The organism is Pseudomonas sp. NPDC090755 (genome assembly GCF_044769005.1).
Classification (GTDB): Bacteria; Pseudomonadota; Gammaproteobacteria; order Pseudomonadales; family Pseudomonadaceae; genus Aquipseudomonas.
The window spans coordinates 727,136-743,586 of sequence record NZ_JBIVXC010000001.1 but is presented as its reverse complement, the minus strand read 5'-3'; the positions used below and the strand labels follow the sequence as shown (position 1 = coordinate 743,586).

At 64.2% G+C, this 16,451-nt stretch carries 14 protein-coding genes; 7 read left to right on the top strand and 7 right to left on the bottom strand.

What is annotated here, in order from left to right; all coding sequences use genetic code 11:
* The first annotated feature begins 64 nt into the window (after positions 1-64).
* The 4 genes from purH to ACIQUS_RS03390 all read left to right on the top strand — a co-directional run bounded on the left by purH (position 65) and on the right by ACIQUS_RS03390 (position 6,648).
* Positions 65-1,672 (top strand): bifunctional phosphoribosylaminoimidazolecarboxamide formyltransferase/IMP cyclohydrolase, encoded by a 1,608-nt coding sequence (purH, locus tag ACIQUS_RS03405; RefSeq protein ID WP_403042850.1) that lies wholly within the window; start codon positions 65-67, stop codon positions 1,670-1,672.
* Between the two features lie 121 nt (positions 1,673-1,793).
* Positions 1,794-3,089 carry a phosphoribosylamine--glycine ligase gene (purD, locus tag ACIQUS_RS03400; protein ID WP_403042847.1) on the top strand — a complete coding sequence of 432 codons (1,296 nt, stop codon included), beginning with the start codon at positions 1,794-1,796 and terminating at the stop codon, positions 3,087-3,089.
* Between the two features lie 135 nt (positions 3,090-3,224).
* A complete protein-coding gene (locus ACIQUS_RS03395) occupies positions 3,225-5,996 on the top strand; it encodes a response regulator (protein ID WP_403042844.1) in 2,772 nt (923 codons plus the stop codon).
* A gap of 55 nt (positions 5,997-6,051) precedes the next feature.
* Positions 6,052-6,648 (top strand): MarC family protein, encoded by a 597-nt coding sequence (locus ACIQUS_RS03390; protein WP_403042841.1) that lies wholly within the window; start codon positions 6,052-6,054, stop codon positions 6,646-6,648.
* Here ACIQUS_RS03390 and ACIQUS_RS03385 read toward each other — a convergent pair.
* The 7 genes from ACIQUS_RS03385 to cobG form a co-directional block, all read right to left on the bottom strand.
* A complete protein-coding gene (locus tag ACIQUS_RS03385) occupies positions 6,645-7,268 on the bottom strand; it encodes a hypothetical protein (protein WP_403042839.1) in 624 nt (207 codons plus the stop codon). The two genes, ACIQUS_RS03390 and ACIQUS_RS03385, sit on opposite strands and share 4 nt — an antisense overlap.
* A complete protein-coding gene (locus ACIQUS_RS03380) occupies positions 7,261-7,950 on the bottom strand; it encodes a hypothetical protein (RefSeq protein WP_403042837.1) in 690 nt (229 codons plus the stop codon). Before ACIQUS_RS03380 ends, ACIQUS_RS03385 begins: the two co-directional genes overlap by 8 nt.
* 64 nt (positions 7,951-8,014) lie before the next feature.
* Positions 8,015-8,704 carry a hypothetical protein gene (locus ACIQUS_RS03375; RefSeq protein WP_403042835.1) on the bottom strand — a complete coding sequence of 230 codons (690 nt, stop codon included), beginning with the start codon at positions 8,702-8,704 and terminating at the stop codon, positions 8,015-8,017.
* A gap of 103 nt (positions 8,705-8,807) precedes the next feature.
* On the bottom strand, positions 8,808-10,508 hold the full coding sequence (gene cobJ / locus ACIQUS_RS03370) for a precorrin-3B C(17)-methyltransferase (protein WP_403042832.1): 1,701 nt from the start codon (positions 10,506-10,508) through the stop codon (positions 8,808-8,810).
* A complete protein-coding gene (locus ACIQUS_RS03365) occupies positions 10,508-11,239 on the bottom strand; it encodes a precorrin-2 C(20)-methyltransferase (protein WP_403043050.1) in 732 nt (243 codons plus the stop codon). Before ACIQUS_RS03365 ends, cobJ begins: the two co-directional genes overlap by 1 nt.
* Positions 11,239-11,865 (bottom strand): precorrin-8X methylmutase, encoded by a 627-nt coding sequence (locus ACIQUS_RS03360; protein WP_285863560.1) that lies wholly within the window; start codon positions 11,863-11,865, stop codon positions 11,239-11,241. The genes ACIQUS_RS03365 and ACIQUS_RS03360 overlap by 1 nt, the downstream gene beginning before the upstream one ends.
* On the bottom strand, positions 11,858-13,192 hold the full coding sequence (gene cobG, locus ACIQUS_RS03355; RefSeq protein ID WP_403042828.1) for a precorrin-3B synthase: 1,335 nt from the start codon (positions 13,190-13,192) through the stop codon (positions 11,858-11,860). Before cobG ends, ACIQUS_RS03360 begins: the two co-directional genes overlap by 8 nt.
* A 117-nt stretch (positions 13,193-13,309) precedes the next feature.
* Between cobG and cbiE the strand changes: the two genes are divergently transcribed.
* The 3 genes from cbiE to ACIQUS_RS03340 are packed head-to-tail and all read left to right on the top strand — an operon-like array spanning position 13,310 to position 16,324.
* The gene (gene cbiE, locus ACIQUS_RS03350; RefSeq protein WP_403042826.1) at positions 13,310-14,521 is read left to right on the top strand and encodes a precorrin-6y C5,15-methyltransferase (decarboxylating) subunit CbiE; all 1,212 of its coding nucleotides are present in this window, start codon (positions 13,310-13,312) and stop codon (positions 14,519-14,521) included.
* On the top strand, positions 14,514-15,611 hold the full coding sequence (locus tag ACIQUS_RS03345; protein WP_403042823.1) for a cobalt-precorrin-5B (C(1))-methyltransferase: 1,098 nt from the start codon (positions 14,514-14,516) through the stop codon (positions 15,609-15,611). The genes cbiE and ACIQUS_RS03345 overlap by 8 nt, the downstream gene beginning before the upstream one ends.
* The gene (locus tag ACIQUS_RS03340) at positions 15,608-16,324 is read left to right on the top strand and encodes a cobalt-precorrin-6A reductase (RefSeq protein ID WP_403042821.1); all 717 of its coding nucleotides are present in this window, start codon (positions 15,608-15,610) and stop codon (positions 16,322-16,324) included. Before ACIQUS_RS03345 ends, ACIQUS_RS03340 begins: the two co-directional genes overlap by 4 nt.
* The last annotated feature ends 127 nt before the right edge of the window (positions 16,325-16,451 follow it).

Here is a 16,451-nt window from a genome sequence, read left to right as displayed (position 1 = left end):
GAAAAGGCGGCTCCCATTCGATGAGGTCGCCTTTTTTTGACTTCACCGCGTTATGGAATCTGAAATGACCGACCAGACTACCCGCCTGCCGATCCGCCGCGCCTTGATCAGCGTCTCCGACAAGACCGGGATCCTTGAATTCGCCCGTGAGCTGGAACAGCTCGGCGTCGAGATCCTGTCCACCGGCGGCACCTTCAAGCTGCTTCAGGACAATGGCGTTGCCGCGGTGGAAGTTGCTGACTACACCGGTTTCGCCGAAATGATGGACGGCCGGGTCAAGACCCTGCACCCGAAAATCCACGGCGGTATCCTCGGCCGTCGCGGCACCGACGACGCGATCATGGCCGAGCACGACATCAAGCCGATCGACCTGGTGGCCGTCAACCTGTACCCCTTCGAAGCGACCATCTCCAAGCCAGGCTGCGACCTGCCGACCGCCATCGAGAACATCGACATCGGTGGTCCGACCATGGTCCGCTCAGCGGCCAAGAACCACAAGGACGTCGCCATTGTGGTCAACGCCAGCGACTACGGCCAGGTGCTGGAAAGCCTCAAGGCCGGTGGCCTGACCTATGCCCAGCGTTTCGACCTGATGCTCAAGGCCTTCGAGCACACCGCTGCCTACGACGGCATGATCGCCAATTACATGGGCACCATTAACCAGGCGTCCGAAACCCTGTCGACTTCCGACCGCAGCGAGTTCCCGCGCACCTTCAACAGCCAGTTCATCAAGGCTCAGGAAATGCGCTACGGCGAGAACCCGCACCAGAGCGCGGCGTTCTATGTCGAGGCCAAGCCGTCCGAAGCCGGCATCGCCACCGCTGTACAACTGCAGGGCAAGGAACTGTCGTACAACAACGTGGCCGACACCGACGCCGCGCTGGAATGCGTCAAGAGCTTCGTCAAGCCGGCCTGCGTCATTGTCAAGCACGCCAACCCGTGCGGCGTGGCGGTGAGCCCGGACGCCGAAGGCGGCATTCGCCAGGCCTATGAACTGGCCTACGCCACCGACACCGAGTCGGCCTTCGGCGGCATCATCGCCTTCAACCGCGAGCTGGACGGCGAAACCGCCAAGGCCATCGTCGAGCGTCAGTTCGTCGAAGTGATCATTGCCCCGAGCGTCAGCGAAGAGGCCCGCGCCGTGGTCGCTGCCAAAGCCAACGTGCGCCTGCTGGCCTGTGGCCAATGGTCGGCCGAGCGTGCCGCTGCCTGGGATTACAAGCGCGTCACCGGCGGCCTGCTGGTCCAGAGCCGCGACATCGGCATGATCACCGAAGGCGACCTGAAAGTGGTCACCAAGCGTGCACCGACCGAGCAGGAGATCCACGACCTGATCTTCGCCTGGAAAGTGGCCAAGTTCGTCAAGTCCAACGCCATCGTCTACGCCAAGAACCGTCAGACCATCGGCGTCGGCGCCGGCCAGATGAGCCGCGTGAACTCCGCGCGCATCGCCGCGATCAAGGCTGAGCATGCCGGTCTGCAGGTTCAGGGCGCGGTCATGGCTTCGGATGCGTTCTTCCCGTTCCGTGACGGTATCGATAACGCGGCTAAAGTAGGTATCACCGCAGTGATCCAGCCAGGCGGTTCGATGCGTGATGCCGAGGTGATCGCTGCCGCTGACGAAGCTGGCATCGCCATGGTATTCACCGGCATGCGCCACTTCCGTCACTGATACCGGCCTGTAGGAGCGGGCTTGCCCCGCGATTGCGGTGTGTCGTTCACATCGCATCGCGGGACAAGCCCGCTCCTACAAGGATCTGCCCCATCTGAATTTGCGTCATCGAGGTTTTGACATGAATGTTTTGATTATCGGCAGCGGCGGTCGTGAACACGCCCTGGCCTGGAAAGTCGCCCAGGACCCACGCGTCGAGAAGGTCTTCGTTGCCCCGGGCAACGCCGGCACCGCCATCGAAGCCAAGTGCGAGAACGTCAATATCGACGTCACCGCCCTGGAGCAGTTGGCCGACTTCGCCGAGAAGAACGTCGCCCTGACCATCGTCGGCCCCGAAGGCCCGCTGGTGGCCGGTGTGGTCGACCTGTTCCGCAGCCGTGGCCTGGACTGCTTCGGTCCGACCAAGGGTGCAGCCCAGCTGGAAGGCTCCAAGGCCTTCACCAAGGACTTCCTGGCCCGGCACAAGATCCCGACCGCCGACTACCAGAACTTCACCGAAATCGAGCCGGCCCTGGCCTACCTGCGTGAAAAAGGTGCTCCGATCGTGATCAAGGCCGATGGCCTGGCCGCCGGTAAAGGCGTGATCGTCGCCATGACCCTGGGCGAAGCTGAAGACGCCGTACGCGACATGCTCGCCGGCAACGCCTTCGGGGATGCCGGTTCGCGCGTAGTGATCGAGGAATTCCTCGACGGCGAGGAAGCCAGCTTCATCGTCATGGTCGACGGCCAGAACGTGCTGCCAATGGCCACCAGCCAGGACCACAAGCGCGTCGGCGACGGCGATACCGGCCCGAACACCGGCGGCATGGGTGCCTACTCCCCTGCTCCTGTGGTCACCGCCGATGTGCATCAGCGAGTCATGGACCAGGTGATCTGGCCGACCGTGCGCGGCATGGCCGAGGAAGGCAACGTCTACACCGGTTTCCTGTATGCCGGTCTGATGATCGACAAGGCCGGCAACCCGAAGGTCATCGAGTTCAACTGCCGCTTCGGCGACCCGGAAACCCAGCCGGTCATGCTGCGCCTGGAGTCGAGCCTGGTGCTGCTGATCGAGGCGGCCTTCGCCAAGGCCCTGGACAAGGTCGAAGCACAGTGGGACCCGCGTCCGAGCCTGGGCGTGGTGCTGGCAGCCGGCGGCTACCCTGGCGACTACAGCAAGGGCGCGGCCATCCACGGCCTGGATGCTGCGGCCAAGCTGGAAGGTAAAGTCTTCCATGCCGGTACCGCGCTCAAGGACGGTCAGGTCGTGGCCACCGGTGGTCGCGTGCTCTGCGCCACCGCGCTGGGCGACAGCGTCGAGTCGGCCCAGCAGCAGGCCTATCGCCTGGCCGCCGAGATCAAGTGGGACGGCAGTTTCTACCGCAAGGACATCGGCTACCGTGCCATTGCCCGCGAACGTGGTGAGCATCAGCAGTAAAACAGCGCCTGGTTGCAGCGACGCCCCGTGCGTCCTGCTTCCGGCTCGTCGCCAGGGCCCGTCAAGGGCCTTGCCTTCGACTTGGCGCGCCGCGCATAGTTGTCATCCGGCATTTTGCTAAGAAGGGATCTCGTCGTGCGTTGGCTCAGGATCGCCATTGGCCTCACCGTCAGCCTGCTGACCCTGCTCTGTCTGTTCCCGGCTACGGCCGACCAAGGCAGTGGATGGGCGGTATTGCTCGACGAGCAAGCCAACCTGCAGCTCAGCGACGTACGCTCCGAACGCTACCGCAGTCAATTCAGCCCTATCCAGCTGAACCAGCTCAATGCCGCATCGCCGGACCAGGCGTTATGGCTGCACTACCGTCTCGAACCCGGGCAGCACGAACAACTGCTGCGGGTGTTCGCCCCGGACCTTTCCCGGCTTGATCTGTACGCCCTTGATGGCGATCGACTGGTCAAGCAGATGCACAACGGTCGCCCCTCTGCCGAAACCGAGGCCACGGTGCGCAGCAGCGACCACCTGTTGGCCCTGCCCAACAGCCCGCACAGCCTCGACATCTACCTGCGACTGGTCTCCGAACACCAGTTGCGCCCGGCCATCAGCCTGGAGGCCGCCACCTCGGTCGCCGCCGACCAGCGTCAGTCGCTGTTGTTCGGCCTGCTGTTCGGCTGCCTGCTGATGTTGATGCTGCACAACCTCATCCGTTTTGCCTATTCGCGCTCCACCACCAGCCTGGCGCTGGCGGCCTATCATGGCCTGATGTTGCTCAGCGCGCTGATCCTGCTCAACCTCAGCGGCCCTTGGTGGAGCGTCTGGCACACGGCACAAACGCCTGCCGCCTACCTGGTCGGCTTGCTCGCATCGCTGGCCGGCCTGACCTTCACCCTGCGCTTCTTCAGCCCCTGCAACCAGCCACGACTGAACCGCCTGCTGCAGGTGGAGATGGTCCTGGTCGGGCTGTGCGGCCTGGTGCTGCTGTTCGTCAACACCTTGCCGCTCAACCTGATGACCTATGCGCTGTTCGCCCTCGGCAGCCTGACCATGCTGCTGATCTCCAGCTACCACTGGTTCAGGGGCTATGCGCCGGCGCGGCTGTTCAGCCTGGCCATGCTGGCGTTCAACATCGGCTGCCTGGTGGTGCTGCCGGCCCTGCTCGGGCTGACCCGCACACCGATCCAGTGGCTGTTGTTCATTCTCCTGGGCATGGCCAGTTTCAGTGGCCTGCTGCTCAACCTCTCGGTCAGCGAGCGCCTGCGCCGCATCAGCGAGGAGCGCTTCAGCGCCAGCCGCGAACTGGCGGCAAGCAATGCCGAGATCAACGCCAAGGCTGAGTTCCTGGCCAAGATCAGCCATGAGATCCGCACCCCGATGAACGGTGTGCTGGGCATGACCGAATTGCTGCTCGGCACCCCGTTGTCGGTCAAGCAGCGCGACTACGTGCAGACCATCCACAGCGCCGGCAACGAACTGCTGACCCTGATCAACGAGATTCTCGACATCTCCAAGCTCGAGTCCGGGCAGATCGAACTGGACGACGTGCAGTTCGACCTCAACGCGCTGATCGAAGACTGCCTGAGTATTTTCCGCGCCAAGGCCGAACAGCAGAACATCGAGCTCATCAGCTTCACCCAGCCGCAGGTGCCGCGGGTCATCAGCGGTGACCCGACGCGCCTGCGCCAAGCGCTGCTGAGCCTGCTGGACAACGCCCTGAAGAAAACCGAGCAAGGGGAAATCCTCCTGGTGGTGGCCGTCGACCAGCGCGGTAGCGCGCCACGCCTGCGCATTGCCGTGCAGGACAGTGGCGAAGCCATCGCCCCGGGTGAGCGCGAAGCCCTGCTGCAGGCCGAACTGCACAGCAGGCATTTTCTCTCCAGCAACAAACTGGGCGGGCAACTGGGCCTGGTAATCGCCAAGCAATTGATCAACCTCATGCAGGGTGAGTTCGGCATCAAGACCAGCCACGGCATGGGCAACACCCTGTGGATGACCCTACCGCTCGACCCCCAGCGCCTGGAACAGCCGCTCGCCGATCTCGACGGCCCGTTGCGCGGTGCCCGGGTGCTGGTGGTGGACGACAACGATACTTGCCGCAAGGTCCTGGTACAGCAGTGCAGCGCCTGGGGCATGAACGTCAGCGCCGTGCCGTCGGGCAAGGAGGCTCTGGCCCTGCTGCGCACCAAGGCGCACCTGCGTGACTATTTCGATGCGGTCCTGCTCGACCAGAACATGCCCGGCATGACCGGTATGCAACTGGCGGCCAAGATCAAGGAAGACCCGAGCCTGAACCACGACATTCTGCTGATCATGCTCACGGGTATCAGCAATGCACCGAGCAAGGTCATCGCCCGCAATGCCGGGGTCAAGCGCATCCTTGCCAAACCGGTCGCCGGCTACACCCTCAAGACCACCATGGCCGAAGAACTGGCGCTGCGCAGCAAGGGCCAGCCGGTCATTCCGGCGCCGGTCAGCCTGGCCACGCCGCTGAACCTGCCTGCCGACTTCCGCATTCTGGTGGCTGAAGACAACAGCATCTCGACCAAGGTCATCCGCGGCATGCTGGGCAAACTCAGCCTGGAGCCGGATACCGCCTGCAACGGCGAAGAAGCCCTGCAAGCGATGAAAGCCAAGCACTACGACCTGGTGCTGATGGACTGCGAAATGCCAGTGCTCGATGGATTCTCCGCCACCCAGCAGTTGCGTATCTGGGAAGTCAGCAACCAGCGCAAGCGTACGCCCGTGGTGGCCCTGACCGCACATATCCTGGCCGAGCACAAGGAACGCGCACGCCTGGCCGGCATGGACGGGCACATGGCCAAGCCGGTCGAGCTGTCACAACTGCGTGAACTGATCGAACACTGGGTCGCCCGCCGCGAAGCGGAATCCTCCGAGATACCGACCCTGTAAAGGGCCGCACGCCTGATACACTTGCCTCACTCCCTTTCCGTCGCGAGCCTCGGCCATGCTCCATGAGTTGTTCAGCGTCTACCTGAAAATGCTCGTGCTCTATAGCCCGTTCTTCGTGCTCTCCTGTTTCATCGGCCTGACCCGTGGCTACTCCAGCAAGGAACGCAAGCAACTGGCCTGGCGCGTGGCCATTGCGGCGCTGATCGCCAGTGTGTTGCTGTATCTGTTCGGACGGGCCATCTTCGGCGTCTTCGGCATCACGGTCGATGCCTTCCGTATCGGTGCCGGTAGCGTGCTGTTCATTTCCGCCCTGGGCATGGCCCAGGGCAAGTCGGCGGTGCAAACCGACAATGTCCAGCAGGACGTGACCATCGTCCCGCTGACCATTCCCCTGACCGTCGGGCCGGGCACCATCGGTGCCCTGCTGGTCATGGGCATCGGCCAACCGCACTGGGATGACAAGCTCTTGGCCATCACCAGCATTGCCATGGCCAGCTTCACGGTCGGCCTGGTGCTGTACCTTTCCAACACCATTGAACGCATTCTCGGCGATCAGGGCCTGCAGATCGTCAGTCGCTTGATGGGGTTGTTCGTCTGTGCGCTGGCGGCGCAGATCATCTTCACCGGGATCAAGGGTTACCTGGCGCCCTAGAGCTGCAGCTCGACGATTTCCTTCAGGGCAATGGCCTGCAGGCTGCGTTCGACCTTGTCGCGAAACTGCCGATCGAACAGCTGCGTATTGAAACGCACCAGCTCGGCCCTCACCCGCTGGTGCCTGCGTTCACGAAACAGGAAGCCAGCGCTGACTTGCGCCTGATCCACTTCTTCGTGGTATAGCACCATGTCTACGCTACCGTTTTTGCCCGGCTCACAAGGCAGCAGCTGAAAGACCCCCTGCTGCTGCACTCGCTTCTCAAAGTGCAGCAATCCACTGGCATTGGTATTGAGCCCATGCATGGCCAGTTCCGTGGAAGCGGCATAGCGAACACCCGCCGTGGCCGCGATCGAGCGCAGTGCGTTATCAACGATTTGCGGACACTCGCTAGCTGGCCACTGGACTTCGCCGGGCGACAGCGCATCCCAGCCGTAGAACTTCAGCTTGTTCTTGAAGTACCCATACCAGTCCGCAACCTGCCCCTGCTCATGGACAAAACGTGTTTCCTGTCCGGCCTGCAGCAACGCCAGCTGTACCGACGTGCGCTGCGCGACGCTGATGCCGGGTATGAACGACATGAGACCCGTGCCGACCACGGCGGCCCGATGGTTATCCATGTTCAGCTCCCGATATGGCTCCCAGCTCCAGCAGGTAGCACTGCTCTTGCTGTTTACGCTCGATCAACACCCGCAGCTCTTCACGCCGCGGCTCGAACAGCTCGTTGTCCAGTTTCGCCGACAGCCCGTTGACCGCCACCTCGCCCTGAAATGTCCAGGCGGGTAATGGCCGCTCAATACCAACCTGTGCAAGTGGCTCGGTGGTCTGCAACCCGACACTGCACAGGGTGATCACCGGCCCCGGATGAACCAGCCCGATCTCCAGCGCTATCCGGGTGCCGCTCTCGTGCCCCTCGAACATGTACCGGTGCAGGTTCTGCAGACCGTCGTCATTGCCCACCAGGGTATTCAGACCACGCTCGATCAGGCTAGCGGCAGTCTCATTGCGCGTCTGTAGCCACAGACTCAAGGGCTGAATCGGCGCCAGCATAGAGGCCGCGTCGGTGCCTTGGCGCTCGTGAAACAGCTGGGCGATGATCCAGCCACGCTCGGACAACCCTCGTCGGTAACGGCTGTACCATGGCGAATAATGTGCGAAGCGTGAGCCCTGTGCCTTGTTGGCCACCAGTTGTGCATACAGGAGCGAATCGAGTACCGCCTGGCGCTGCGCAAGCGGTACCTGTGCAGCGACGAGCAACAAGGTGCCACCGCTCATCCACAGCCAATAGTCATCCGTTTTCATGATTCCCCCTCATCCAGAGTTGCTGAATGTTCGGGACGGCCCGCATGCGGTCCGTCCCAAGCGATCAGATGTCGTAATCCAGGACGTTGGCGATGGCACGGTCGCCGAGTTTGTTCTCGATGGTGGCGCGGAGCCGTTCATACAGCGACTTGTTGAACGACAGCACCGCAGCCCCGGTATAGAGCTGCTCAGCGTTGCTTTTCCACTCCAGAACAGCCAGATCCAGGCCATGGGTCGAGGTGTCGCTTTGTACACAGCTCATCGCCAGGACCACTTCACCGCTGGAGGTTTCAATGCAGGAAGCCAGACCGATATTGGTAGTCTTCTTGTCCTTGGCGTTGCGGTCGAACAGCTTCTGGGCCTGCTCAACCTGCACCAGCTTCGACAGGGCATCGTTTGTCAGCTTGTTCAAGGCCGTGCCGATCGCCCCCCCCATCACAGCGGTACCGACGCCCCCCAGGGCCTTGGCAGCGATGGCGCCGACCGTCAGGGTTTGTGACGAGGTGTGTTCACGCTCATAGGTGTGGCGGGCAGTGACCCAGCCACAGTCCTGCATCACCTTGAGGAACTGCCTGAACCAGGCTTCGCCCTGGCCTTCTTCGTCGTAAAGCTTGCTGGCGACCAGCGAAGCGAACTGGTAGGCGTTCTTCACATCCCTGCGGCTTTGCTCGGTCATGCCCGCACCGAACGCCATCAACGATTGCTCAATGACCGCAGCGCTATTGGTACTCAGTATCTCGGTGGTTTCGCTCATCTCGAATAGTCCTTTTCATGAAACCCCGGTCATCAGCGACCGGGGGCTTCACACTATTCGAGGCAGGCGCCTGGATCAGGATCGAAGGCTTTCCCTGCCAGGCTCACTCCGTGGCCGGGTACCAGCGCGGCGTATAGATCCACTGCCCGCCATCGGCCCGCGGGAAGCCGCAGGTCTGCGACGAACCGACCAATACCATGGTGCGCATGTCGACCATCTCCGGCAGCAATTGACCCAGGGTGACGGCCCGCAAGGTCTGCCCCGGTCGACCGATGTCACGCCCGAGTACTACCGGGGTGTTCTCGTTGCGGTGCTGGCGGACGATCTCCAGTGCCCGCCCCAGTTGCCAGGGACGTGAGCGCGAGATCGGGTTGTAGAAAGCCAGCGCCAGGTCGGCCTGGCAGGCCAGGTCCAGGCGTTTCTCGATGATCGACCAGGGCTTGAGGTTGTCCGAGAGCGACAGCACACAGAAGTCGTGACCCAGTGGCGCGCCGGCCTGGGCAGCGGTTGCCAGGGATGCCGAGACCCCAGGCAGCATTTCAAGCTCGACCGCATGCCAGTGCGGATCTGTCGACTCGTGCAGGGCTTCAAGCACCGCCGCCGCCATGGCGAACACGCCCGGATCGCCCGACGACACCACCACCACCGAACGTCCTTGTGCCGCCAGCTCGAAGGCGTGACGGGCGCGTTGCATTTCTTCGCGGTTATCGGTGCAGTGCATGACCTGGTCGGCACGGAACGGGCCGGCCATGCGCACGTAGGTTTCGTAGCCGAGGATGTCATTGGCCCGGGCCAGCTCGGCTTTCACGGCCGGGACCATGAATTCGGCAGCCCCGGGCCCCAGGCCGATCACGGCCAGGCGCCCACGGGCGCGACCGATCAGCGAAGGATCGACAGGTCGATGGGCGAGCGCAATCGCCAGTTCATCGGTAACGGCGTGCACAGACGACAACTGCTGCAACACCTGCGCCGCCAGTGCGCTGGCGTTTTCAGCGCCCGGCGCAAAGCGCACTGGAACGCCCAGCTCGGCTGCGGCGGCATGAAGTGCAGGTTCCGCCATCAGCGCATCGCTGGCCACCAGGCAAGCCAGTGCTGGCTCGGCGAGCCCTGCCGTGCGCAATGCTTCATGCACCGTCGCGGCCAGTTCCGGCGCAACGGCAGTGATCGCGACCACGACGCAGCGCGGGTAGATCACCAGTTCGTTGGCCGAGACATCCCGCGCCTGGCAGCCGACATGAATGGCCAGTTGCGCCTGTTCACTCTGCGGCAGTTGCGCATCGGCCAACCAGGGCGCCTCGCCGTCGATGCGCACCGGCTCACCGGCCAGCAGGTCAGAGACAAAGCGCTTGCCCAGCTCCAGGTCGGCCAGGGCATAGCCACTGGGCGGATTGAGCAGGCAAGTACCGAAGCGCAGCTCACCACTGGTGGTGATCGCGGGCACGACACCCAGCCCGGCAGCGATCTCCCGGGCCATGACGTTCACCCCGCCCAGGCCGCCGAGCAAGGGCACTACCGCACTGCCATCCTCGGCCACCGCCAGTACCGGCGGCTCGACACCCTTTTCCAGCAGCAGGCTGGCCAGGGTGCGAATGACAATGCCGGCCGCGCACAGGGCAATGATCGGCGTGTCCTGTTGATAAAGCTGGCGCAGGGTGGCGCCGAATTCCTGGTAGCTGCAGTCGACACCCTCGACCCGGCCTTCAAGGCCATGGACCAGGGCACCCGGGTAGAGCTGCTGAATCTTGCGGGCAGTGGCCAGGCTGCCTGTTCCGAGAATGACGATGGCCGGAGCTTTGCGCGTCATCAGCCTTGCCACCTTTCACCCGGAACGATGATCAGCGAGAAGTACGGCGAGGACTGTGGATCGACGTCATCGAGGGCTACGATCTTCTGGTTGGCCATGGTTGCCCGCTCCACATACAGCGCGCGCTCGGCCAGACCGAGTTCGGCCAGCACGTCGCGTACCTTGGGGAAGTTGCGTCCCAGCTTCATGATCACCGCCGCATCGGCGTCGGCCAGGCGACGTTTGAGCTCTTCATGGGGCAGCACGCCGGAGAGCACCGACAGGCTCTGGTTGCGGTACACCAGCGGCGCACCCAGCACCGAGGCGCCGCCCAGCATCGAGCACACGCCCGGAATCACCTGGGCTTCGTAGCGCTCGGCAAGGCGATCATGCAGGTACATGTAGGAGCCATAGAAGAACGGATCGCCTTCGCAGATCACCGCCACGTCACGTCCAGCATCCAGGTGCGCGGCGACTTCCAGGCTGGCTTCGTCGTAGAAGTCGCTGATCACCTGTTCATACGACAGCGGTGCCGGCAAGGCTTCGGTGGTCACCGGATACACCAGCGGCAGCAAGGTTTGCGCCTCCTGCAGATGGCCTTCGATGATGCCGAAGGCGTTGCCGCGCTTGCCCTTGGCCACGAAGTAGGCAACCACCGGCGACTCGCGCAACAGGCGCAGCGCCTTGACCGTGATCAGTTCAGGATCGCCAGGGCCGACGCCCAGGCCAAGCAAACGTCCACGAGCCTGCATCATTCGACCTCCGTGGCCAGGGCATTGACCGCAGCGGCGGCCATGGCGCTACCGCCCAGGCGTCCCTGCATGATCACGAACGGCACGCCGCGGCTGTCGGCGGCGAGCATGGCCTTGGATTCGGCGGCGCCGACGAAGCCCACCGGGAAGCCCAGGATCAGTGCCGGCTTCGGTGCGCCGGCATCGATCATTTCCAGCAGGTAGAACAGTGCGGTCGGGGCATTGCCGATGACCACGACACTGCCTTCCAGATAAGGACGCCACAACTCCAATGCCACCGCCGAGCGGGTGTTGCCCAGTTCACGGGCGAGCGCTGGCACCTGCTCGTCGCGCAGGGTACAGATCACCGGGTTGTCCGCCGGCAAGCGGGCGCGGGTGATGCCCTCGGCCACCATCCGCGCATCGCACAGAATCGGTGCGCCCTTGGCCAGGGCCTCGCGCCCGGCCGTACCGGCGCCCGGCGAGAACTGCAGGCCATCGATGGCATCGACCATGCCACAGGCATGGATCACCCGTACCGCGAGTTTTTCCAGGTCGGCAGGAATCCGGTCGAGCCGCGCTTCCTCGCGAATGATCGCGAAGGAATTGCGATAGATCTCCTGACCATCGCGGATGTAATCAATCATCAAGGGGGCTCCGTGAGCGGGCATCGAGCAGTGTGCCGGCTTCTTCCAATGTGAGGTCGCTCGCGCGCAGGGCACCGAAGCCCTTCTGGCGCGCGTCGCGCAGGTACAAGTCATAGCGGCCCGGGGCACGGGCCAGCAGGGTTGCCGGGGCGGCGTGGGCCATGGCGCAGGAACGTATACAGCCGCTCAGGTGCACGCTGGCTGGCGCACCCGGGGTGAGCAGGGCCGCCAGGTGCACGGCGTCACCCTTGGTATCGGCCAGGCCCTTGGCGCAGCCCGCCGAACCGGTGCAGGCCACCAGGCGTACCAGTGGCTCGGCAGCCGAGCACAGCAAGCCGAGTCGGGCCAGGCCGGCAGTGACAGTCGCCACCTGCGACTGGGCAATATTGGGCAGCAGCAGACTTTGCCAGGGTGTCATCCGCAGGCTGCCATCGCCCAGCGTACGGCTCAACTGCGCCACGCCACGCAGCATGGACGGAGTCAGTCGTCCCAGGGGTGGCGCGGCGCCGACGGCACTGAGCCCGGTTTCTCGCTGAGGATAAGGCCCCAGGTGAGTACAGGGCTGAACCGGGCGACGCCATTGCAGGATCAGCGGATCGCGCCGGATCGGCAGGTCCAGGTCATTGACGAAGGCCTCAGGCAAACAGTTTTCAAGCAACTGACGCATGCGTGCCTGCTCGGGCCTGGCCAGGGCAAGAAAGCGATCGAGCACGGCAACCACCAGCGCGTGCCCTTGCGCCAGGGGCACGGCGCCAAGGGGTGAATCCGTTGCCGGGCAACCTGCCAGACCAAACGCCAGCCACGGCTCGTCATCGAGCATCAAGGCACAGAGCCAGAGGTCGTGGGGATGCTCAAGCATGGCCAGCGCTTCACCGGCGTCCAGCTGCACGGCGAACTTGGCCGACAACTGATGAAAACGCGGTGTGGTTTCCAGTGTCTTCAGCACCTGCGCGGCCAGCGGCCGGGCGTCGAACAGCATCTGCGGATCAAGCCCGGCGCTCGGACTGAGCATCAGGTTACGCACATCGTCACCGGCCGCTTCCCGTGGCCCCAGGCCGGCCGCCAGCAACTGCTCGATCAAGGCGCTATGATCGCCCCTGATGCCACGAATCTGCAGATTGCCGCGATTGGTGGCTTCGATGGCGCCGCCAGCGAAACATTCAGTCGCCGTGGCAATCGCATCAGCCTGGTCGGCGGAGAGTGACCCGCCGGCCAGTTTGATCCGGCAGATGCCGCCATCCAGCGCCTGGACGATACGCAACAACCCCGGACAAGCCGAGGGACGAAGCGAAACATGGGGCTGGCGGGCCGAGGAAGGCGCGTTCAAAAGGTCACCCGACAATCGTGAAAAGGCACTTCAGTGTAGAAGGCGCGGTATTATGCCTGCTTTGTCCGAAGGCATGAAAAGCCTGCCGGTCGGATTGGCGGGAATTGAGGAATTTGCATGTCGCCCTGGCTGACAGTAGTAGGTATCGGTGAAGACGGTTTCAGTGGCCTGGGCAAGAATGCCCGGCGTGCACTGCTGGGGGCTTCACGGGTGTTTGGCGGTCAGCGCCAACTGGATCTGCTGCCGCGCTGCATTGGCGCAGAGCGCCTGTTATGGCCCAGCCCCTTTTCCCTGGCGCCACTGCTGGCACTGCGGGGTGAACCGGTCTGCGTCCTGGCCAGCGGCGATCCGATGTTCTTCGGGGTCGGCGCCAGCCTGGCCAGGCAGCTCGACGCCGACGAGATGACCGTGCTGCCAATGCCGTCTTCCTGCTCGCTGGCGGCCGCCCGGCTCGGCTGGCCGCTGCAGGAGGTGACGACGTTGTCGGTGGTGGCCCGTCCGTTGGCCGCCCTCAATGCCCACCTGTACAGCGGCATTCGCCTGCTGGTGCTGAGCAACGATGGCAGCAGCCCGGCGGCCATTGCCGCCCTGCTGCGCGAACGAGGCTTGGGCCCCAGCCGCCTGCAGGTCTTCGAGCACCTGGGGGGCGCAGACGAACGCTGTCTGCGCGGCACGGCTGAAGATTGGCCCCATGGCCAGACGGCGGACCTCAACCTGGTAGCCATCGAATGCCAGGCGGCACTCGATGCACCGCGCCTGTCACCGTTGGCAGGCTTGCCTGACACCGCCTTTCGCCACGATGGGCAACTGACCAAGCGCGATGTCCGCGCCATCACCCTCGCCCGCCTGGCGCCGCAGCCGGGCGAACTGCTCTGGGATGTCGGCGCCGGCAGTGGCTCGATCGGCATCGAGTGGATGCGCGCGCACCCAAGCTGCCGGGCGCTGGCGATCGAATCCGATGAAGGCCGCCAGCAGTTGATCGAACACAACCGGGATGCGCTCGGCGTGCCCGGCCTGCAGTTGATTCGCGGCCGCGCCCCACAAGCGCTGGAGGGCCTGGAGCGTCCGGATGCGATCTTCATCGGCGGTGGCGTCACCCGGGAAGGCGTTCTGCAGCACTGCTGGCAGCAACTGCGCCCGGGTGGCCGCCTGGTGGCCAACGCCGTGACCCTGCAAAGCGAACTGACCCTGGTCAACTGGCGCGAGCAACATGGCGGCGAACTGACCCGCATCCACATCGCCCAGGCCCAGCCCCTGGGCGAATTCGACACTTGGCGCCAGGCCTTGCCGATCACCCTGCTCGAAGCGATCAAGCCCACCGATGCGTGACGAAACCCGGGAACAACCCGCCCCCCTGCGCAGCGGCCTGACCACCGGCAGCTGTGCCACCGCCACCAGCCTTGCGGCCGCGCGCCTGTTGCTGACCGGCGTGTACAGCGATGCCGTGCAGATCACCCTGCCCAAGGGCAAGCAGGTGCAGATGCGCCTGGAGTTCTGCCGCCTGCATGAAGACGGTGCCGAAGCCGGTACCCTCAAGGATGCCGGTGATGACCCGGATGTCACCCACGGCGCCCTGCTCTACAGTCGCGTGCGTTTACAGGCCGAACCCGGTGTGCGCTTCAGGGCCGGCCAGGGCGTGGGCACCGTGACCCGGCCCGGACTGGTGCTGGCCGTGGGCGAGCCTGCGATCAACCCGGTGCCGCGACAGATGATGAGCGAACACCTGCAGCACCTGGCCGATGAATGCACCTATGCGGGTGGCTTCGAAGTCACGGTGAACGTGCAGGACGGCGAACAGTTGGCGCTGAAAACCATGAACCCGCGCCTGGGCATTCTTGGCGGTCTGTCGATTCTCGGCACCAGCGGCATCGTCCGGCCCTTCTCCTGTTCGGCCTACATCGCCTCGATCCACCAGGGCATCGACGTGGCCAGCACCAACGGCTATCAGCACATCGCCGCCTGCACCGGAAACGCCAGCGAAGACACCATGCGCCGGGTCTACAACCTGCCGGAGATCGCCCTGATCGAGATGGGCGACTTCGTCGGCGCGGTGCTCAAGCACCTGCGCAAGGTGCCTGTGGAAAAACTCAGCCTGTGCGGAGGCTTCGGCAAGATCAGCAAGCTCGCCGCCGGGCACATGGACCTGCACAGCCGCCACTCCAGCATCGACCTGCCACAGCTGGCCGAGTGGGCGGCAGCCATCGGTGCCGACAGCGACCTGCAAGCGGCGATCCGCGCGGCCAACACCAGCCAGCAGGCCCTGGCCCTGGCGACTGCGGCGGGCATCGCCCTGGGCGATGCGGTCTGCGCCCACGCCCAGGCCTTCGCTCGCAGCGTGGTCCCGGCGCAGGTGCAGGTGGAAGTGTTTGCCATCGACCGCCAAGGCGGCATTGTCGGCCATGCGGGGGCCTTTGCATGAAGCGCATTCTGTTGCTGGGCGGGGTCACCGAGGCGCTGGCCATTGCCCGCACCCTGGGCCCTGAGCACATCTACAGCCTGGCCGGCATTGGCCGGGTACCGACCGACCTCGACTGTCAGGTTCGCGTCGGCGGTTACGGCGGTGCTGAAGGGCTGGCCGCGTTTATCCGTGCCGAAGGCATCGGCCTGTTGATCGATGCCACCCATCCCTATGCCGCACAGATCAGCCACAACGCTGCCACTGCGGCGCGTATGACGGGCATTGGCTGCTGGGCGTTGAGGCGCCCGGCGTGGGCGCCGCAACCAGGGGACGACTGGCGTGAAGTGGCGGACTGGACGGAGCTGACGCGGGCATTGGCACCCTTCCAGCGGCCTTTGTTCACCCTGGGTCGTGAGCCTTTGCAGCATCTGCAAGAGATACCGGCACAACAGTTCTGGACATTGCGGGCACTGGAGACTGTCCCGGGTAACGAGCATTGCGAGGTGATCGGGGCGCGGGGGCCATTCAACCTGGAGGATGAACGCGCACTGTTCGAGCGCCGGCAGATCGATGTGCTGGTCAGCAAGAACAGTGGCAGCGGGGCAACCGAGCCGAAACTGCAGGTCGCTCGGGAGCGAGGCATTCCCGTGTTGATCCTGAAACGTCCGGCGCTTGCAGCTGTCACGCGCAGCTTCGACAGCACACAGGCATTGCTGCAGGCGCTTGTCCCGTGACGGCGATTCTTCCGTCACATCGCATCGCGGAAAAAGTCGAGTCGTCGTACCGCCGCTCCTACAGGCATTGGGGCCTTATCTGAATAGCCCTGCGCTACACCCCTGATTTACACTGCCCGCTCCTCCT

Excerpts from the sequence above, each read along its gene's own strand:
- ACIQUS_RS03345 (WP_403042823.1), top strand. The coding sequence starts at position 14,514 with ATGCGTGACGAAACCCGGGAACAACCCGCCCCCCTGCGCAGCGGCCTG.
- cobJ (WP_403042832.1), bottom strand. The coding sequence starts at position 10,508 with ATGACGCGCAAAGCTCCGGCCATCGTCATTCTCGGAACAGGCAGCCTG.
- purH (WP_403042850.1), top strand. The coding sequence starts at position 65 with ATGACCGACCAGACTACCCGCCTGCCGATCCGCCGCGCCTTGATCAGC.
- purD (WP_403042847.1), top strand. The coding sequence starts at position 1,794 with ATGAATGTTTTGATTATCGGCAGCGGCGGTCGTGAACACGCCCTGGCC.
- ACIQUS_RS03380 (WP_403042837.1), bottom strand. The coding sequence starts at position 7,950 with ATGAAAACGGATGACTATTGGCTGTGGATGAGCGGTGGCACCTTGTTG.
- ACIQUS_RS03365 (WP_403043050.1), bottom strand. The coding sequence starts at position 11,239 with ATGCAGGCTCGTGGACGTTTGCTTGGCCTGGGCGTCGGCCCTGGCGAT.
- ACIQUS_RS03385 (WP_403042839.1), bottom strand. The coding sequence starts at position 7,268 with ATGGATAACCATCGGGCCGCCGTGGTCGGCACGGGTCTCATGTCGTTC.
- ACIQUS_RS03360 (WP_285863560.1), bottom strand. The coding sequence starts at position 11,865 with ATGATTGATTACATCCGCGATGGTCAGGAGATCTATCGCAATTCCTTC.
- cbiE (WP_403042826.1), top strand. The coding sequence starts at position 13,310 with ATGTCGCCCTGGCTGACAGTAGTAGGTATCGGTGAAGACGGTTTCAGT.
- ACIQUS_RS03390 (WP_403042841.1), top strand. The coding sequence starts at position 6,052 with ATGCTCCATGAGTTGTTCAGCGTCTACCTGAAAATGCTCGTGCTCTAT.
- ACIQUS_RS03340 (WP_403042821.1), top strand. The coding sequence starts at position 15,608 with ATGAAGCGCATTCTGTTGCTGGGCGGGGTCACCGAGGCGCTGGCCATT.
- ACIQUS_RS03375 (WP_403042835.1), bottom strand. The coding sequence starts at position 8,704 with ATGAGCGAAACCACCGAGATACTGAGTACCAATAGCGCTGCGGTCATT.